Genomic DNA, 16,350 nt, shown 5'->3' on the forward strand with positions numbered 1-16,350 from the left:
GACGGACGAGGAGCAGCCGCGTGGGTCCTCCGGGTGCCGGTCCCGCCGCCAGGACAGGGGACGGGCGGTTCCGGGTACCCGCTGCCGTATGAGCCCAGATGTCGATCTGACCGCCCCGCGCCCCGGCCGCCATCCGCTCCGGAACCGCCTGCTCGCCCTCGACTGCCGCCTGTTCGAGTTCGCCGCCGCACAGCACTGGCCGGCCGCCGAGCCCGTCCTGCCACGCCTCAGCCGCAGCGCCAACCACGGGGTGCTGTGGTTCGCGACGGCCGCGGCGATGGCGGCGAGCCGTACGCCCCGGGGCCGCCGTGCCGCCGCGCGCGGACTCGCCTCGCTGACCCTGGCCTCACTCACCATCAACACCGTGGGCAAGCGCTCGGTGCGCCGCCCCCGGCCGGTACTCGACCCGGTGCCGGCGGTGCGGCATCTGAAGCGCCAGCCGATCACCACGTCGTTCCCGTCCGGGCACGCGGCGTCGGCGGCGGCCTTCGCGGCGGGGGTGGCGATGGAGTCGCCCGCGTGGGGCGCGGCGATCGCGCCGGTGGCGTTCTCGGTGGCCATGTCCCGCGTCTACACCGGCGTCCACTTCCCGAGCGACGTCGCCGCCGGTGCCGCCCTCGGGGTGGGCGCCGCGTTCGCCGTACGGGGCATGGTGCCGACCCGGGACCGGTACGCGACGCCCGCCCGGCCGCGCGCCGAACTGCCCGCGCTGCCCGAGGGCGAGGGGCTGATCATGGTCGTCAACACCGGCGCGGGCACCGCCGACCGGGTGCGCGGCCTGCGGGAGGCGCTGCCCCGCGCGGAGATCGTGGAATGCGCCCCCGAGGACGTGGCCGCCGAGCTGTGCAAGGCCGCCGAGCGGGCCCGGGTGCTCGGGGTGTGCGGCGGCGACGGCACGGTGAACGCCGCCGCCGAGGTCGCCCTGCGGCACGGACTGCCGCTCGCGGTGCTGCCGGGCGGCACCCTCAACCACTTCGCCCTCGATCTGGGCGTGGAGGACGTGCGCTCGTTCGTCCGTGCCGTCCGGCGGGGCGAGGGCGTGCGGGTGGACGTCGGCCGGTACTCCTGCGGTGCGCGGCGCGGCATCTTCCTCAACACCTGCTCGCTGGGCGTCTATCCGGAGCTGGTGCGCGAGCGGGACCGCTGGTCGCACCGGATCGGCGGCTGGCCGGCCGGGGTGCTCGCGGCGGTACGGGTGCTGCGCGCCGACCGGCATCCGCTGGAGGCCGAAGTGGGCGGCCGGCCCCGTCCGCTGTGGCTGCTGTTCGCCGGGAACGGCACCTACCACCGCATGGGCCTCGCCCCCGGCCGCCGCCGGGACCTGGCGGACGGGCTGCTGGACGTCCGCGTGGTGCACGGTGGGCGCCGCCCCGCGCTGCGCCTGCTCGCCGCCGCCTTCGCCGGCCCGCTGACCCGCTCGCCCGCCCACGCGGCGGTCCGGGTCCCCCGGCTGCGCCTGTCGGACGTGGCGCCGGGCACGCTGCTCGCCTACGACGGTGAAGTCACCGAGGTGGAGGGCGAGGTGACGCTGGAGAAGGATCCGGAGGCGCTGGCGGTGTACCGCCCGGTGACGTGAGGCGCCCGGGCGGTGCAGCGACGAGCCACGCTTCCTGACTGAGCATCAGACCACTATCCGATACGGACTGTCTCACCATTCGGCATGCGCTCTAGGGTGACGGTGCGCCCGCGGGGTCTCGGCCGCGCGGGGGCCCGTCATGCCGGGAAGGCGAGAAAAAGGGGCACAGCCATGCCGAGAGCGCGAGAGACCGCCGTCTACACGCACGGCCACCACGAGTCGGTGCTGCGGTCGCACACCTGGCGGACGGCCGCCAACTCCGCCGCCTATCTGCTCGGCGTCCTGGAGCCCCGCATGAGGGTCCTGGACATCGGCTGCGGGCCCGGCACCATCACCGCCGACCTGGCGGCGCTGGTCCCCGACGGACATGTCACGGGCGTCGACCGGGCCGCCGGCGTGCTGGAGCAGGCGCGGGCGACGGCCGAGGAGCGGGGCCTGCGCAACATCGACTTCGCGGTGGCGGACGTGCACGCTCTGGACCACCCGGACGACACGTTCTGCGTGGTCCACGCCCACCAGGTGCTCCAGCACGTCGGCGACCCGGTGCGGGCACTGCGCGAGATGCGGCGGGTGGTGCGGCCGGGCGGCTACATCGCGGTACGGGACTCCGACTACGCCGCGATGACCTGGTATCCGGCCTCGCCCGGGATGGACGCCTGGCTGGCGCTGTACCGACGGGTGGCCCGCGCCAACGGCGGCGAGCCGGACGCCGGGCGCCGGCTGAAGTCGTGGGCGCTGCGGGCGGGACTCACCGACATCACGGCGACCTCCTCCACCTGGACGTTCTCCACCCCGCAGGAGCGGGCCTGGTGGAGCGGACTGTGGGCGGACCGCACCCTGGCCTCCGCGTACGCGGACGTCGCCGTCGGCGGCGGCCACGCCACCGAGGAGGAACTGCGGGCGGTGTCGGACGCCTGGCGGGAGTGGGGGCGGCGCGAGGACGCCTGGTTCACCGTTCTGCACGGCGAAATTCTGTGCCGCAAAGAAGCCTGATCGGCGAATTTCGGGAAACCCGTAGGGCAGGAGGTTCTAAATATGGTTCCCATCCTGCTCGTATTGCTTTTGGCGCTGATACTTTTCGGTGCCGGATTCGCCGTGGAAGTCCTGTGGTGGATCGCCGTGGCCGTTCTCGTCGTCTGGCTGCTCGGATTCCTGCTGCGCGGTACGACGGCGGCCGGGTCCCGGGGACGGTGGTATCGGTGGTGAGGAATCCCGGGGCGTGAGTCTCAGTCCCGGGGCAGCAAAGGTCCCAGCGGCCCGAGGTCCAGATTCAGGTCCTCGGGCCGCAGTCCGTAGCGCTCGCGCAGCTCGGTCATCCGGTCGTCGAGCAGCATCAGCGTGAGCCCGATCCGCTCCTCCTGCTCCTCGGTCAGATCACCGGCGTCGAACCGGCGCACCGCCTGCCGCTCCATGAGCTGGCGCAGCAGTTCCACGACGGTGAGCACCAGCTTCACCAGGTCACGCTCGACGGTGTCGGGCTCCAGCTCCAGCCGGCGCCGCCTGCTCGGCGCCCGCGTCCCGCCCTCCGGCGCCGCGTGCTCCTGCGGCACGTCCGCCCGCGTCATGTCCTCCCCGCTCACGGTCACGGCTCATCCCTCCCACGATCGACGATTCACGATTCCCACGCGGCGCCTCACGATTCCCACGGCGAGGGCACCTGCGCGTTCACCGAGCTGATCAGCGCGTTCAGATCGATACGGACGAGATCGACGTCCGCGATGCGCAGGGTGATGTCACCGGTGATGACGACCCCGCCGGCCAGCAGCCGGTCGAGCAGGTCCACCAGGGCGATCTCACGGCGTTCCACGACGGTCACGGCAGGTCGCCCTCCCCGTTCTCCTCTTCGTCCTCCAGGGCGACGTCGCCGACGAAGGAGTAGGCCGCCCACGGGCCGGTGAGTTCCACACGCATTCCGGAAGGGTCGTCCTTCGTACGGTCCACCAGTTCCACGAATTCCTCGGAACGGTTCCGCGGGACGAGATAGGCGGCGTTGAGCACATTCCGTCCGGACTGGCCCGAAAGCGCCGGATTCTGCGGGGCATGCAGTTGGGAATCCTCGGCGTACTCGGAAAGCGTTTCGTGCAGGCGTGTGGCGAAATTCTCCGCTTTCTCCCAGCGCTCTTCTCGGGTGCGGACACGGGCGCTGCGCCGCCGGAGATAATCCCGGCCCGAGGCGGCATTCCCGGAACTCGGTTCCGGCTCACCGGATTCTTCGGGCTCTGTTTCCGCGTAGATCTTCACGCCCCATTCCACCCGCCCGTCCAGCCGGTCGAGGGTCCGCCGGAAGAACTCTTCGCGGGCCTCCATCATCGTCCGTACCGCGCTGTCGTCCCGGAAGACGGTGGCCAGTCTGAGCGGCAGCGGAGTGGTCACCGTGGTGAGCGCGTCGATCACCTGCTGGTGGGCGCGGGCGGTCTCGGTGAGCCAGTCCAGGTCCTCCAGGTGGGCGCGCAGCGGCTCCTCGGCGAAGTGCCGCTCGGGCACCGTACTGACGACGGCGACCAGGCCGTGGTGGTGCAGCAGCCGGGGCGGGGCGCCGCCGACGCCCGTCAGCTGGGACTGCAGCGGCGTGCCGAAGGGGCGGCAGACGGCGTAGACGTAGCGAAGTCCGGTGGTCATCAGGATTCCTCCCGGGTACGGCCGGCCTCCAGGGCCGCCAGTCGCGCCCGCAACTCGGCGTTCTCGCGGGCGAGTTCCTCGTGCCGGGCGGTGTCGTCCCGGCGGGCGAGCTCCTCGCGGCGGGCGCGGGAGGACAGGGCCGGGTCCTCCTCCCACCAGTCGATGCCCATCTCCTTCGCCTTGTCGACGGAGGCGACGATGAGCCGCAGCTTGATGGTGAGCAGCTCGATGTCGAGGAGGTTGATCCGGATGTCGCCCGCGATGACGACGCCCTTGTCGAGCACCCGCTCCAGGATGTCGGCGAGGTTGGCGCCCCCGTCGCGGCCGTACGGCTCAGGGAGCCTGCTGGCGGTGGTCATCGGCGGCTCCCTGAGGTCGGCCTGGTGTTCTCTGGCAGGGCGTCCGGGCTGTCCCCTTCGGGTACCCCGCGCAACGTGACGTGCCGGGCGAAGTCCTCCAGGTCGCGCCGGGCCCGGCGGCGCGGCAGCCCCAGTGGGCTGCCGGTCCCCTCGGCGACCAGCAGCACCCGGGTGAGGTCGTCGCCGAGCGGGTGGAAGGAGACCACGCCGCGCAGACCGCGCGCGGTCCACACGAGCCGGTCGCCGGGGGCGGGCCGGGCGTCCGGGTGGAGCGCCCATACCTCGAACGCCGTACGCGCGGGTACACCGACGTCGATCTGCTCGACGACCGTGAACGGGCGGGCCGCCGCCCGGGCGGCGGCGATCTCCAGCGCGGCCCGCGCCGGGTTCTTGCCCTCGACGAGCTTGCGGCCCGTGTCCCGGGCCAGCCGGGCGAAGCCGGGGTCGCGGCCCTCGGCGATGTCGGTGAGCCGGACCGTGGCCGCGCCGAGCCGGCGGCCGGCCTCGGTGAGCAGCCGCCGCACCTGGGCGGCCAGATACTCCCTGGCCTCCGCCCTCAGCCGCTCGGCGGCCTCGCTCCGGGCCACTTCCCCGAGCAGGCCGCGACGGCCGGACACCGCCGGTGCACGAACCCCGGTCATCGGTCCTCTCCTCCTTCCACGGCACGCGCGGACGTCTTCGCGGCACGCGCGGACGCCTTTCCGGCACGCGCGGACGCCTTCCCGGCACGCGCTGACGTCTCCCCGGCACGCGCCGTGCCCTTGCCGGCACTCGCGGTGCCCTTCCTTGCACTTGGCGTGCCTTTCGCACCACGCGACGTGCCCTTCGCGCCACGCGACGTTGTCTTCGCGGTTTTCGCCGTGCCCCTGGCGGCGCTCGCGACCCCCTTGGCGGGCGGGTCGGCCGCCCTCGGGGCACGCGCGGCGCCCTCCCTGGCAGGTTCTGCCGCCTTCTCGGACGCCGTCCGGCGGGCGGCGGTCCGTTCCACCGCCGACGTCGTCGTCGGCGGCTTCCTGCCCGGCGCCTTCCCGGCCGAGGACTGCCTACTCCCCGACTGCGCGGCAGAAGTCCTCCTCGCCTTCCTGGCGGTGGCCTTCTCGGCCGTGCGCGCGGCACTCGTCCCCGCGCTCCCGGCCCGGCTCGTCGTGCCCGCGGCCCGCGTCCCGCTCTTCGGGTCCCGGGCCGACTTCGTCTCCTGCGACGCGGACTTCGACTCCGCGGCCGGCCCCGACGCCGGCTCCGGCTCGGACGCGGGCCGCTCCTCCGACACTTCCCGCGCGACGACGCCGCTCCCCTGGGAGTCGGCGTCATCGTCACGGACACGGGCATGGGCCCGGGCATCGGCGTCGGCGTCGGCGTCACCACCCGGGGGGTCTGCGTCACCGTCCCCCGACACGACATCGTCCGCCTCGTCCGCCGTCGGCTCGACGTCCCCCTCCACCGGCTCGGCTTCACGGGGCGCGCCCAGCAGCTCGATCGCGGCCTCCATCGCCTCGGGGTCCGAGGCCAGCGCCTCGGCCACCCCCTCCAGCACTTCGGGGTCGTCGCCCAGCAGGTCGACCACGCCCTCCAGCACCTGCGGGTGGTCGGCCAACAGCCCGGCCGCAGCCTGCGGCGCCACGTCGTCCTCGTCGTCCTCGTCCGGCCACTCAGGCTCCGCGTCGCCCGCCGCCCCGGCGCTCCCGCCGGTCCCGGCGCCGAGACTCGCGTGGATCTCCCGCGTACGCTCGTGCAGCCGGTCGGCGAGGGCGTCGAGGCGGCGTTCGGCCCAGCGGGCCAGGGTGTCCGCCGCGGCGGCCGGCACACCCCGCAGGTCCTCGCGGAGCTGTTCCTCGATCTCCCGGAACTGCGGGTGCTCCCGGAGCTGCCGGGACAGCGCGCGCAGCCGCCGACGGATCAGGAAGAGCGCGGCCAGGACAACCAGCCGCCGTGTCACGGCGAATGCTCCAGCCGGTCGAGGAGTTCGTCCTCGCGGCGGTCGAACTCCTCCTCGGTGATCTCCCCGGCCGTCAACTGCTCCTCCAGCCGGGCGAGTTCCGCGCGGACGGTGGCGGGGTCGTAGTAGATCCGCTCCGCCTCGCGCAGGACCTGTCTGACGGCCCAGGCGCTGCCGCGCACCGGGGCGAGCGGCAGCATGAGCACTTCTCCGATCAGTCCCACGGGCTCACCCCTCCGCGCCGACTCCGCCGGCCGCTCCGACGCCGCCCGCCGCGCTGCCCGCGTGCTCGGCGGGGCCGGGGTCGACGAAGCTGTACGGCGGCAGCGGCCCGTTCACGCGCAGCTCCAGGTGAGGCAGGCTCTCGCGGGCCTGGTCGACGGCGGTGAGGAAGGGGCCGGGCTCGTCCCGGTCCACCAGGAACGAGATGTTGAGCAGCCAGCCGGTGGACTCGGGTCCGACGCTGATCGCCTCGGCGGCCTGTTCCAGCAGCCGCTGGACCGCGGCGCCGTCCTCGGCCTCCTTTGCCTTCACCGCGGCGGCGACCATCTCGCCGAGCCGCAGCTTCTGCTCGTAACTCCCGCCGCCCGCTTGCCGGTTGGCCTCGGCGAGGGAGCGGATCTCGGGGTCCTCGGCCATCACGTGGTGCAGTACGGCCTCTTCGATGTGCGTGGCCTTGATGTTGTACTCGACCTTGCCGTCGAGGGCCCGCAGCCGCTCCTGGTAGTGCTCGGCGCGTTCGGCGAGGACGCCGGTGACCGCCGCGTCGTCCGGGGCCAGGCTGCCGAACCGCATGGGCAGCACACAGCCGGCGGCGCCGGCCTCGGAGAGCACGTTCTGGTGGGCGACCAGGTCCCGTCGCTTGGGGCGCAGCCCCTCGGGCGCGTCGCTGACGATGGCCGCCAGCTCGCCCTCCTTCAGGATCCGCACGGGGCGGGCGGGGTCGCCGACGCCGTCCATGCCGTCCGGGAGCCCGGGGTGGGAGCGCGCGGCGATGCCGTAGACGTAGGTGCTCACTCCTGCTCCTCCTTCCGGCGGCTGCTGCTGCTCTGGCGGGTGCGTGACGACTTGGACTCGGGTTCGGCGCCCTCGTCGCGGGCCTGCTTGAAGGCGTCCGAGATGGTCTGCGCGGCGCCGGACAGCGCGCCCTTGGACTTGCCGCGCGCACCGGACTCGGTGATCTGGCCGACGACGTCGGGCAGGCCCGGGCTCTTGCGCGGCCCGGACTCCAGGTCGAGGCGGTTACAGGCCTCGGCGAAGCGCAGGTAGGTGTCGACGCTGGCGACGACGACCCGTACGTCGATCTTCAGAATCTCGATGCCGACCAGGGAGACCCGCACGAAGGCGTCGATGACGAGCCCTCGGTCGAGGACGAGCTCCAGGACGTCGTAGAGGCCGCTGGAGCCGCCTCCCGATCCGGTCTGCTGTGCCGGGACAACGGTCATGCCGACCGATCCCTCCTTCTCTGCTCGTGTGTGGGGCGGGCGGGTGGACGGCCTAGCGGCCGCCGGACCGTTGTGCGTCGGCCCGCCCGCGTTCGTAGCGGCGGATGCGCCGGTAGCCCGTGAGTTGGCCCTGGGGGTCGAGTTCGACCTGATAGCTCGCCATCAGGCTCATCGTGTCGGGCACGCGCTCGAGTTCGAGCACCTCGACCTCAAGGGACCAGCCGTCCTCCGTCTGTTCGAAGGACGACACGGACTCGGCGGTCATGCCGGTGAGTTCGGCGAGCTGGGCGCGCGCCTGGCGCAGCACCTCCATCGGGCTCGGCCGGTCGTCCGCCGTCGTGGTCGTATGGGAGTTTTCGGTGTTATCCGTGCTGTCGGTTCGTTTTTTCTGTGAACTCTGCGAATGTGATGTGCGATCTGTGTTCGACATGGCCACCTCTTGGGTCGGGTGGCCGCACATCCGCTGGCCAAACCTGTGGCAGGCCAGAGCGGGTGGGTCTGCGTGTCATCAGCCGCGCAACGCGTCGAGCCTGCGCCGCGCCGGTCCGAGGGCTCGGCCCCGGCTCATCACGCCCGCCCAGGGGTTGGTGCGAGCCTGGTCGACGGCGTCGGCGATGGTCCAGCGGCGCGGGCCGAAGTCCGGTTCGTCGAGCTGGTCCCAGGCGACGGGCACCGCGACGGGCGCGCCGGGGCGGGCGCGGACGGTGTAGGGGGCGACGGCGGTCTGGGCGTAGCCGTTGCGCTGGACGTCCAGGTAGAGGCGGTCGCCGCGGTCCTTCTTGCGGGCCGCGGTGGTGAGCCGGTCCGGGTGCGCGGCGGCGAGGGTGTCGGCGACGTCCCGCGCGAACCGCCGTACCTCGTCGAAGTGGTGACGGCCCGTCAGCGGCACGATCACGTGCAGACCGCGCGAACCGGTCGTCATCAGGGCCGACGGCAGCCGCAGCGCGTCCAGGAGTTCGCCGAGCAGCCCGGCCGCCTCCCGCACGGGCGCGAAGTCGTCGCCCGCCGGGTCGAGGTCGAAGACCATCCGGTCGGGGTGGTCGATGGGGGTCCCCCCGCTCGAGCGCAGCCGAGACTGGGGGAGGCCGGTGCGCGACAGCCAGCGGTGCAGCGTGACGCACGCCTGGCCGGCGAGGTGGACGAGGGTCGCGGAGTCGTCGCACACGGTGTGGCACACCGTGCCGCCCTCCTTGGGCACCTCGACCCGGGTGATCCAGTCCGGGTAGCTCTCCGGGGTGTTCTTCTGCATGAAGCGGGGCCCGTCGATGCCGTCGGGGTGCATCTCCAGCATCAGCGGCCTGCCGCGCAGCTGGGGCAGCAGGAAGGGCGCGACCGCCCGGTAGTAGTCGACGAGGTCACCCTTGGTGTACTCCGGGTGGCCGTCGCCGCCCGGGAAGAGCACCTTGGCGGGCCGCCGTACCTCGACCGTACGGCGGCCCGCCCGCACCGTGCGTGCTCCGGCACCGCTTCCGGCGCCCCTCACGGCGCCGTCTCCGGCACCGCTCACGGCACCACCGCCTGCTCCACCAGCAGGCGTACGGACGCGGCGATCGACTCGGCGTCGATGCCGGCGGCGTGCAGCTGCTCCTCGGGCGAGGCGGAGCCCGGCATCGTACGGACCGCGAGGCGCACCAGGCGCGGCATGGGCCGTCCGTCGAGGAAGGCGTCGAGGACGGCGTCGCCGAGGCCGCCCTCGGGGTGGTGGTCCTCCACCGTCAGCAGGCAGCCGGTCTCCTCGGCGGCCTGCCGGAGGGTGAGCCGGTCGACGGGCTTGACCGAGTACAGGTCGACGACCCGCACCTGGATGCCCTCCCGGTCGAGGGCGTCGGCGGCGGCCAGCGCCTCCGGGACGGTCACACCGGCCGCGACGAGGGTGAGCCGGTCCCGGTCGGAGGAGCGCAGCACCTTGCTGCCGCCGACGGGGAACTCCTCGTCGGGGCCGTACAGCACCGGGGTCTTGCCGCGCGAGGTGCGCAGATAGCGGATGCCGTCGAGGCCGGCCATCTCGGCGACCAGCCGGGCCGTCTGGTTGGCGTCGCAGGGGTACAGCACGGTCGAGCCGTGCACCGCCCGGAACATGGCCAGGTCCTCCAGGCCCATCTGCGACGGCCCGTCCTGCCCGATCGCCACCCCCGCGTGCGAGCCGACCAGGTTGATCCCGGCGCCGCTGACCGACGCCATCCGCACGAAGTCGTAGGCGCGGGTGAGGAAGGCCGCGAAGGAGGAGGCGTACGGGACCCAGCCGCGGGCGGCGAGACCCACCGCGGCGGCGACCAGCTGCTGTTCGGCGATGTAGCACTCGAAGAAGCGGTCGGGGTGTTCCTTGGCGAAGTACTCGGCCCGGGTGGAGTCGCTCACCTCGCCGTCGAGGGCGACGACGTCGTCACGGACGCCGCCGAGGGCGGCGAGGGCCTTGCCGTACGCGTCGCGGGTGGCCACCTTGTCGCCGCCGCGCTCCCACTCGGGGAGGTCGACGGCCGACCCGGTGCGGACGGCACGCAGGACCCGGTCGGCGGGCGGCTCGTGCACCCGCACCCGCAGATCCCGCGGCCCGCCCAGCTCGGCGATGGCCTCGTCGGCGTCCGGGAGCGGCTTGCCGTGCAGGCCCTCCCGGTCCTGGACGCCCTCGACGCCCTTGCCCTTGAGGGTGCGGGCGAGGATCGCGGTCGGCTGGCCCTTGGTGGAGATCGCCTCTCCGTAGGCGCGGTCGATCGCGTCGACGTCGTGGCCGTCGATCTCCACGGTGTGCCAGTCGAAGGCGCGGAAGCGGCGGGCGTAGGCGTCGAGGTCGTGGCCGTGCCGGGTCGGGCCGCGCTGGCCGAGCCGGTTGACGTCGACGATCACGATGAGGTTGTCCAGGTGCTCGTGGCCCGCGTGCTCGGCGGCCTCCCACACGGAGCCCTCGGCCAGCTCGCTGTCGCCGCACAGCACCCACACGCGGTAGTCGGAGCGCTCCAGCCGCTTGCCGGACAGCGCCACTCCCACCCCGACCGGCAGGCCCTGGCCGAGCGATCCGGTGGCGGTCTCGACCCACGGCAGCCGCTGCGGCGTGGGGTGTCCCTCCAGCCGGCTGCCCCTCTTGCGGAACGTCAGCAGTTCCTCGTCGTCGAGGGCGCCGGCCGCCTTGAACGCCGAGTACAGCAGGGGGGACGCGTGTCCCTTGGAGAGGATGAAGCGGTCGTTGGCGGGGTGGTCGGGGCGGTCGAAGTCGTAGCGCAGATGGTTGGCCAGCAGGACGGCCATCAGGTCGGCGGCCGACATGGAGGACGTCGGGTGCCCGGAGCCGGCGGCGGCTGCCGCCCGCACACTGTCGACACGCAACTGCTGTCCCAGCTCCACGAGTTCGTCGGTGTTCATCGCTCTCCTTCGGCGGAGGGTTCGGATGGTTCGGTGTCGTCCCTCGACAGGTCGGAACTCCTGACCGGCCCGGGAGGCTCGGGGCCCGTCCGGTGCCCGGCCCCGCCACCCGGCGGCTCGGCGTCGGCGCCGGCCGCTCCGGGCGGCTCGCGGTCGGCCCGCGGGGCGGCGCCCGTCTCGGGACGGCGCACCGGTCCCGGCGGCTCGGCGCCGGACTCGGCGTCGGCCCCGGGGCCGGACCCGGCCGGTCCCGGCGGCTCGCGGTCGGCGCGGGGCTCGGCCGGTCCGGGGCCGCGCGCCGGGCCGGAGTGCGGCTCGGCGGGGCTCGACCCCTCTTCGCCGGTCACGGTCTCGGCGGGCCCGGACGGTTCGATGTCTGCGGACCCGACCGGACCGGGCGTCTCCGCGTCCAGGAACGGCCCGGCGACCCCGGACCACTCGGCGTCACTCTCGACGACGGCCCCCAGCGGACGGTTCCGGCTCGCACCGGGGTGGGCTTCACCGGGTTGGCCGCCACCGGGCCGGACGCCACCGGCTTGGCCGGGTTGGTTCTCGGCGGGCTCGCCGCCCGGCTGATTCCTGGCCGGTTCCCCGCCAGGTTGGTTCTTGGCGGGCTCCCCACCCGGCTGGTTCTTGGCAGGCTCCCCACCCGGCTGGTTCTTCGCCGGCTCGTCCGCCGTGGGTTCAGGACCCGGTCGATTCTTCGCATTCTCTGACACGGCCCGCCTCCCGGCCTCCGTACGGTCGTCCCCCTCTCCCCCGTCCCCCGACGCCCCGCCACTGCCGCCCCCGTCCCCCGACGTCCCGCCACTACCGCCCCCGTCCCCCGGCACCACACCCCTGTTCCTGCCCTCGTCCCCCGGCACCCGGGCCAGCTCCGGCGACGACGTGTCCAGCGGGACCGACCACGAGCGGACGAGCCCGAGCTGCACCGCCTGCCGGGGCAGTACCGCGTCGAGGAGCCAGTCCGCGGCCACCCGCACCCGGTTGCCGGGCATCGCGGCGAGGTGGTAGCCGCGGGTGACGGCCCCGGCGAGGGGCCCGGACAGCGGCACGCCGAGCGGATTCGCCGCGGCCTTCGCGCCGCCGAGGTCGACGACGAACCCCAGATCGCGGTGGCGGTAGGCCACCCGCTCCCCCGCGCCCAGCGAGGCGGCGACGTTGCGGGCGCACACCTTGCCCTGGCGCCAGGCGTGCTGCGCGGTCATCGGCGTGTACTCGCCCGGCTTCTCCAGGTCGGGCACGGCAGCCGCGTCACCGCAGGCGAACACCTCGGGCCGGCCCGGCACCTGGAGGTGCGGGTCGACGAGCAGCCGGCCGCGTTCCATCGGCAGCTCCAGCGAGGCGACCAGCGGATCGGGCCGCACCCCGACGCACCACACGAGGGTGCGGGTCTCGACGTACTCGCCGTCGGTGAGCAGCACCCCGCCGTGTGTGGCCTCCTTCACGGACGTGCCCATCCGCACGTCCACGCCCCGCTCCCGCAGCACCCGGTCGGCGGTGCGGGAGAGCCGTTCGTCGAGCTCGGGCAGGACGCGCGGCGCGACGTCGAGCAGCAGCCAACGGGGCCGCATGCCCTGCCGCAGCGGGTGCTTGCGGACCTGCGCGTCGGTGAAGAGCTGCCCCTGCGCGGCGACCTCGGTGCCGGTGTATCCGGCGCCGACCACGACGAACGTACAGCGCGCGGCGCAGCTCTTCGGGTCGTCGTCGGAGGCGGCGAGCTCCACCTGCCGGGTGACGTGGTCGCGCAGGTACAGGGCTTCCGGCAGGCCGCGGAAGCCGTGCGCGTGCTCGGCGACGCCGGGGATGGGCAGCAGCTTGTTGACGCTGCCGGCGGCGAGGACGAGCCGGTCGTACTCCAGGGTTCCGGCGCCGCCCTCGGGGTCGGTGTAGTGCACGGTGCGCGCGTCGAGGTCGACGCGGCCGGCCTCGCCGAGCACCAGCCGCACCCGGGGCAGGGTGCCGGACAGCGAGACGGTGACCCGGCGCGGTTCGAGGACACCCGCGGCGACCTGCGGCAGCAGCGGCAGGTAGAGGAAGTAGTCCGTCGGGTTGAGCAGGGTGATCTCGGCCTTGTCCCGGGCCATCCGGGACAGCGTGCGGGCCGTCCGGTAGCCGGCGAAGCCGGCGCCGACGATCACGATGCGGGGTCGACTCACAGTGCGCCTCCGGCGGTCTCGCCCGTTCGCGGGCAGGTTCACGGGCGGGTACGAGGACGTACGCGTGCTCCCGTCCGGCGAGTACGCGCGTACGAGCTATCCGCGTCCCCGTGCCCGGGGCACCCAAACGTCCCCGGTTTCCCCGCCGGGCGCCGGGTACTCGGCCCGGGACCCCCCACCCGTCCGCCCGTCGCGGAGGTACCCCCCATGCCCGAGTACGGCTACTTCCTCTCCTGCGAGGAACACGGCCCCGCGGACCTCGTGGAACAGGCCAGGATGGCCGAGCAGGCCGGCTTCCGGTCGCTGTGGATCTCGGATCACTACCACCCGTGGAACGACGCCCAGGGCGAGAGCCCGTTCGTGTGGTCGGTGATCGGCGCGCTCTCGCAGGCGGTGTCGCTGCCGATCGAGACGGCGGTGACCTGCCCGACGGTGCGGATCCATCCGGCGGTGGTGGCGCAGGCCGCGGCGACGAGCGCGGTGATGACGAACGGCCGGTTCCGGCTCGGCGTGGGCACGGGCGAGGCCCTGAACGAGCACATCCTCGGTCACACCTGGCCGCCCGCCGACGTCCGGCTGGAGATGCTGGAGGAGGCGATCCACGTGATGCGCCGCCTGTTCACGGGCGAGGAGGTCACCCACCACGGCACCCACTACACGGTGGAGAACGCCCGCCTCTACACGCTCCCGGACGAGCCCGTCCCGATCGACGTCTCCGCTTTCGGCCCGAAGGCGACCGAACTGGCGTCCCGGGTGGGAGACGGCTACATCACGATGATGCCCGAGGCGGACATGGTGTGGCGGTTCCGCGAGGGCGGCGGGGGCAGCAAGCCGGTCATCGGCGGCACCAAGGTCTGCTACGGCACCGACCGCGACGAGGCGGTCCGTACGGTGCACCGGATGTGGTTCAACGAGTACCTGCCCGGCGAGATGGGCCAGGTCCTGCCCTCGCCGCGCCACTTCGAGCAGCTCCAGCCGCTGGTCACCGAGGAGATGATCGCCGAGCAGGGCGTCTGCGGGGACGACGTGGACGAGCACGTGGCGGCGCTGACCGCGTTCGCCGACGCCGGGTTCGACACGATCTACGTCAACCAGATCGGCCCCGACCAGCGCGGCTTCTTCGACTTCTACCGGACCAAGGTGCTGCCGCGGCTCCCGGGGAGCTGACGGGGCGATGCTGCTGCGCTTACCCGCCGTGTCGGTGTACACGGTGCCGACGGACGCGCCGGAGGCGGACGGCACCTTCGCCTGGGACACCACCACGGTCGTCTTCGCCGAGGTGTCGGCGGGCGACGCGACCGGCACCGGCTGGACGTACGGCCCGCCCGCGGTCGGCGACTTCCTGCGCGACCATCTCGCCCCGCTCGTCGTGGGCCGCTCCTCGCTGGACGTGCCGGCCGTGCACGACGTCCTGGTCCGGGCGGTGCGCGACGCGGGCCGTCCGGGTATCGCGGCCTGCGCGATCTCCGCGCTGGACATCGCCCTGTGGGACCTGAAGGCCCGCCTGCTGGAGCTGCCCCTGGCCCGGCTGCTGGGCGTGGCCCGCGAGCGGGTGCCGGTGTACGGCAGCGGCGGCTTCACCACGTACCACGACAAGCATCTGGCCGCGCAGCTGAACGGCTGGGTGCACGGGCAGCACATCCCGCGCGTGAAGATGAAGATCGGCGAGAGCGAGGGCCGGGCGGTGGCCCGCGATCTGGGCCGGGTGCGCGCGGCCCGCCGGGTCGTCGGGGAGGCCGCCGAGCTGTACGTGGACGCGGGCGGCGCCTACACCCGCAAGCAGGCGGTCCGCGTGGGACAGGCCCTGGCCGAGCACGGGGTGAGCTGGTTCGAGGAGCCGGTGGCGTCGGACGACCTCGCCGGGCTGCGGCTGATCCGCGACAGTGTGGTCTGCGATGTGACGGCCGGGGAGCACGGCTACGACCTGCCGTCCTTCGCCCGGCTGATCGCGGCCGGCGCGGTCGACTGTCTCCAGGTGGACGCCACGCGCTGCGGCGGCATCACGGAGTTCCTGCGGGCGGCGGCCCTCGCTCAGGCCCACGGCCTGGAGATCTCCGCGCACGGCGCCCCGCACGCGCACGCCGCCGCGGCGGCCTCACTGCCCAACCTCCGCCACCTGGAGTGGTTCCACGACCATGTGCGCGTCGAGGCGATGTTCTTCGACGGCGTCCTGGACCCCACGGGCGGCACCGTCCGCCCCACGGCGGGCGTGGGCCACGGCCTGACGCTGCGCACGGACGAGGTGGAGGACTTCCGGGTGGCCTAGGAGCTCTCTCGCAGATCACCCGCGGAGATGCGATCACACAACGGCCGGACCAACAATCCGGTGATCGGTGAGAAACGCTCCAGGCGGTCCCGTGGATGTTCCTGGTGCTGTCCGGAAACCGAGTCCGGCAGGGAATCCCGCAGCACTTCACGGCCGTTCGTGGCTTCACCTATGCGCGTGTACGCAATCGGCGCGTCAGCTCGACCAGAGCCAGCAGGCTGATCAAAGGCGAAATGGCGACGAAGAGCATGCCCACCGTATCGTTTTCCGTGCGGACGGAGGCCCATAGGCTCCAGGCGAGTGCGGCTGCCACGCCTGCCAGGGTGAGCACCCAGGCGGACGATTCGGAACGGCCGTCGATGATCGCCGCGGTGACACCCAGTCCGCCGCCCACCACGAGTCCCATGACCAGCGTGGCGTGAACCCAGCTGGGAACTCCGAGTGCTCCCTCGAAGGCCGGTTCGGCATCCAGTTGCCGGTACGTGGCCCAAAGGCTGCCGATGTAGACCGCTACGAGCGCCACCAGGCTCAGAATTCTGGTCAGCTGCCCCAGCGCGCCGCGTTGTCCGTTCGCCACCGCACCCCCACCCGTGAGCTGTTTGCCGCGAGGCACCCAGAATGCCAGCACGAGAC

General features: G+C 73.3%; 19 protein-coding genes. 5 read left to right on the forward strand and 14 right to left on the reverse strand.

Annotated elements, in window-relative coordinates:
- Positions 1-88 precede the first annotated feature (88 nt).
- The 3 genes from ACIG0D_RS06770 (at position 89) to ACIG0D_RS06780 (ending at position 2,782) form a co-directional block, all read left to right on the forward strand.
- Complete coding sequence (locus ACIG0D_RS06770; protein ID WP_399796744.1) at positions 89-1,576, forward strand: bifunctional phosphatase PAP2/diacylglycerol kinase family protein; 1,488 nt, start codon at positions 89-91, stop codon at positions 1,574-1,576.
- A 171-nt stretch (positions 1,577-1,747) separates the two neighbouring features.
- A complete protein-coding gene (locus ACIG0D_RS06775; RefSeq protein ID WP_399796745.1) occupies positions 1,748-2,569 on the forward strand; it encodes a methyltransferase domain-containing protein in 822 nt (273 codons plus the stop codon).
- A gap of 42 nt (positions 2,570-2,611) precedes the next feature.
- Positions 2,612-2,782 (forward strand): hydrophobic protein, encoded by a 171-nt coding sequence (locus ACIG0D_RS06780; RefSeq protein WP_365761198.1) that lies wholly within the window; start codon positions 2,612-2,614, stop codon positions 2,780-2,782.
- 20 nt (positions 2,783-2,802) lie between these two features.
- Here ACIG0D_RS06780 and ACIG0D_RS06785 read toward each other — a convergent pair whose 3' ends face one another.
- The 13 genes from ACIG0D_RS06785 to ACIG0D_RS06845 form a co-directional block, all read right to left on the reverse strand.
- Positions 2,803-3,141, reverse strand: coding sequence for a gas vesicle protein K (locus ACIG0D_RS06785; RefSeq protein ID WP_399797080.1), 339 nt, complete (start codon positions 3,139-3,141; stop codon positions 2,803-2,805).
- Positions 3,142-3,209: 68 nt separating this feature from the next.
- A complete protein-coding gene (locus tag ACIG0D_RS06790) occupies positions 3,210-3,392 on the reverse strand; it encodes a gas vesicle protein (RefSeq protein ID WP_399796746.1) in 183 nt (60 codons plus the stop codon).
- Positions 3,389-4,195 carry a GvpL/GvpF family gas vesicle protein gene (locus tag ACIG0D_RS06795; RefSeq protein WP_399796748.1) on the reverse strand — a complete coding sequence of 269 codons (807 nt, stop codon included), beginning with the start codon at positions 4,193-4,195 and terminating at the stop codon, positions 3,389-3,391. Before ACIG0D_RS06795 ends, ACIG0D_RS06790 begins: the two co-directional genes overlap by 4 nt.
- A complete protein-coding gene (locus ACIG0D_RS06800; RefSeq protein ID WP_399796750.1) occupies positions 4,195-4,554 on the reverse strand; it encodes a gas vesicle protein in 360 nt (119 codons plus the stop codon). The genes ACIG0D_RS06795 and ACIG0D_RS06800 overlap by 1 nt, the downstream gene beginning before the upstream one ends.
- A complete protein-coding gene (locus ACIG0D_RS06805) occupies positions 4,551-5,195 on the reverse strand; it encodes a hypothetical protein (protein WP_399796752.1) in 645 nt (214 codons plus the stop codon). The genes ACIG0D_RS06800 and ACIG0D_RS06805 overlap by 4 nt, the downstream gene beginning before the upstream one ends.
- Complete coding sequence (locus tag ACIG0D_RS06810; RefSeq protein ID WP_399796753.1) at positions 5,192-6,490, reverse strand: hypothetical protein; 1,299 nt, start codon at positions 6,488-6,490, stop codon at positions 5,192-5,194. Before ACIG0D_RS06810 ends, ACIG0D_RS06805 begins: the two co-directional genes overlap by 4 nt.
- Positions 6,487-6,714: a gas vesicle protein GvpG gene (locus ACIG0D_RS06815; protein WP_365761210.1), complete on the reverse strand. Its 228-nt coding sequence runs from the start codon at positions 6,712-6,714 to the stop codon at positions 6,487-6,489. Before ACIG0D_RS06815 ends, ACIG0D_RS06810 begins: the two co-directional genes overlap by 4 nt.
- 4 nt (positions 6,715-6,718) lie before the next feature.
- Positions 6,719-7,507 carry a GvpL/GvpF family gas vesicle protein gene (locus tag ACIG0D_RS06820; protein ID WP_399796756.1) on the reverse strand — a complete coding sequence of 263 codons (789 nt, stop codon included), beginning with the start codon at positions 7,505-7,507 and terminating at the stop codon, positions 6,719-6,721.
- Positions 7,504-7,935 (reverse strand): gas vesicle structural protein GvpA, encoded by a 432-nt coding sequence (locus tag ACIG0D_RS06825; RefSeq protein ID WP_399796757.1) that lies wholly within the window; start codon positions 7,933-7,935, stop codon positions 7,504-7,506. The genes ACIG0D_RS06820 and ACIG0D_RS06825 overlap by 4 nt, the downstream gene beginning before the upstream one ends.
- A 52-nt stretch (positions 7,936-7,987) precedes the next feature.
- Positions 7,988-8,365 (reverse strand): gas vesicle protein, encoded by a 378-nt coding sequence (locus ACIG0D_RS06830; RefSeq protein ID WP_399796759.1) that lies wholly within the window; start codon positions 8,363-8,365, stop codon positions 7,988-7,990.
- A 78-nt stretch (positions 8,366-8,443) separates the two neighbouring features.
- Positions 8,444-9,418, reverse strand: a complete 975-nt coding sequence (ligD, locus tag ACIG0D_RS06835) for a non-homologous end-joining DNA ligase (RefSeq protein ID WP_399796761.1) — start codon at positions 9,416-9,418, stop codon at positions 8,444-8,446.
- Between the two features lie 20 nt (positions 9,419-9,438).
- Complete coding sequence (locus tag ACIG0D_RS06840; protein WP_399796763.1) at positions 9,439-11,292, reverse strand: transketolase; 1,854 nt, start codon at positions 11,290-11,292, stop codon at positions 9,439-9,441.
- Positions 11,289-13,433: an FAD-dependent oxidoreductase gene (locus tag ACIG0D_RS06845; protein ID WP_399797081.1), complete on the reverse strand. Its 2,145-nt coding sequence runs from the start codon at positions 13,431-13,433 to the stop codon at positions 11,289-11,291. The genes ACIG0D_RS06840 and ACIG0D_RS06845 overlap by 4 nt, the downstream gene beginning before the upstream one ends.
- A 225-nt stretch (positions 13,434-13,658) precedes the next feature.
- On the opposite strand from ACIG0D_RS06845, the gene ACIG0D_RS06850 reads away from it, so the two are divergent.
- Positions 13,659-14,618: an LLM class F420-dependent oxidoreductase gene (locus ACIG0D_RS06850; protein ID WP_399796764.1), complete on the forward strand. Its 960-nt coding sequence runs from the start codon at positions 13,659-13,661 to the stop codon at positions 14,616-14,618.
- A 7-nt stretch (positions 14,619-14,625) separates the two neighbouring features.
- The gene (locus tag ACIG0D_RS06855) at positions 14,626-15,717 is read left to right on the forward strand and encodes an enolase C-terminal domain-like protein (protein ID WP_399796766.1); all 1,092 of its coding nucleotides are present in this window, start codon (positions 14,626-14,628) and stop codon (positions 15,715-15,717) included.
- Positions 15,718-15,886: 169 nt separating this feature from the next.
- Here ACIG0D_RS06855 and ACIG0D_RS06860 read toward each other — a convergent pair whose 3' ends face one another.
- Positions 15,887-16,345 carry a hypothetical protein gene (locus tag ACIG0D_RS06860; protein ID WP_399796767.1) on the reverse strand — a complete coding sequence of 153 codons (459 nt, stop codon included), beginning with the start codon at positions 16,343-16,345 and terminating at the stop codon, positions 15,887-15,889.
- Positions 16,346-16,350 lie beyond the last annotated feature (5 nt).

The organism is Streptomyces sp. NPDC052773, from assembly GCF_044547145.1.
In the GTDB taxonomy this organism is placed as follows: domain Bacteria; phylum Actinomycetota; class Actinomycetes; order Streptomycetales; family Streptomycetaceae; genus Streptomyces.

What these genes read in the sequence shown, in the direction of transcription:
- ACIG0D_RS06770 (WP_399796744.1), top strand. Translation starts at nt 89, where the DNA reads ATGAGCCCAGATGTCGATCTGACCGCCCCGCGCCCCGGCCGCCATCCG.
- ACIG0D_RS06775 (WP_399796745.1), top strand. Translation starts at nt 1,748, where the DNA reads ATGCCGAGAGCGCGAGAGACCGCCGTCTACACGCACGGCCACCACGAG.
- ACIG0D_RS06780 (WP_365761198.1), top strand. Translation starts at nt 2,612, where the DNA reads ATGGTTCCCATCCTGCTCGTATTGCTTTTGGCGCTGATACTTTTCGGT.
- ACIG0D_RS06785 (WP_399797080.1), bottom strand. Translation starts at nt 3,141, where the DNA reads ATGACGCGGGCGGACGTGCCGCAGGAGCACGCGGCGCCGGAGGGCGGG.
- ACIG0D_RS06795 (WP_399796748.1), bottom strand. Translation starts at nt 4,195, where the DNA reads ATGACCACCGGACTTCGCTACGTCTACGCCGTCTGCCGCCCCTTCGGC.
- ACIG0D_RS06800 (WP_399796750.1), bottom strand. Translation starts at nt 4,554, where the DNA reads ATGACCACCGCCAGCAGGCTCCCTGAGCCGTACGGCCGCGACGGGGGC.
- ACIG0D_RS06805 (WP_399796752.1), bottom strand. Translation starts at nt 5,195, where the DNA reads ATGACCGGGGTTCGTGCACCGGCGGTGTCCGGCCGTCGCGGCCTGCTC.
- ACIG0D_RS06825 (WP_399796757.1), bottom strand. Translation starts at nt 7,935, where the DNA reads ATGACCGTTGTCCCGGCACAGCAGACCGGATCGGGAGGCGGCTCCAGC.
- ACIG0D_RS06830 (WP_399796759.1), bottom strand. Translation starts at nt 8,365, where the DNA reads ATGTCGAACACAGATCGCACATCACATTCGCAGAGTTCACAGAAAAAA.
- ACIG0D_RS06840 (WP_399796763.1), bottom strand. Translation starts at nt 11,292, where the DNA reads ATGAACACCGACGAACTCGTGGAGCTGGGACAGCAGTTGCGTGTCGAC.
- ACIG0D_RS06850 (WP_399796764.1), top strand. Translation starts at nt 13,659, where the DNA reads ATGCCCGAGTACGGCTACTTCCTCTCCTGCGAGGAACACGGCCCCGCG.
- ACIG0D_RS06855 (WP_399796766.1), top strand. Translation starts at nt 14,626, where the DNA reads ATGCTGCTGCGCTTACCCGCCGTGTCGGTGTACACGGTGCCGACGGAC.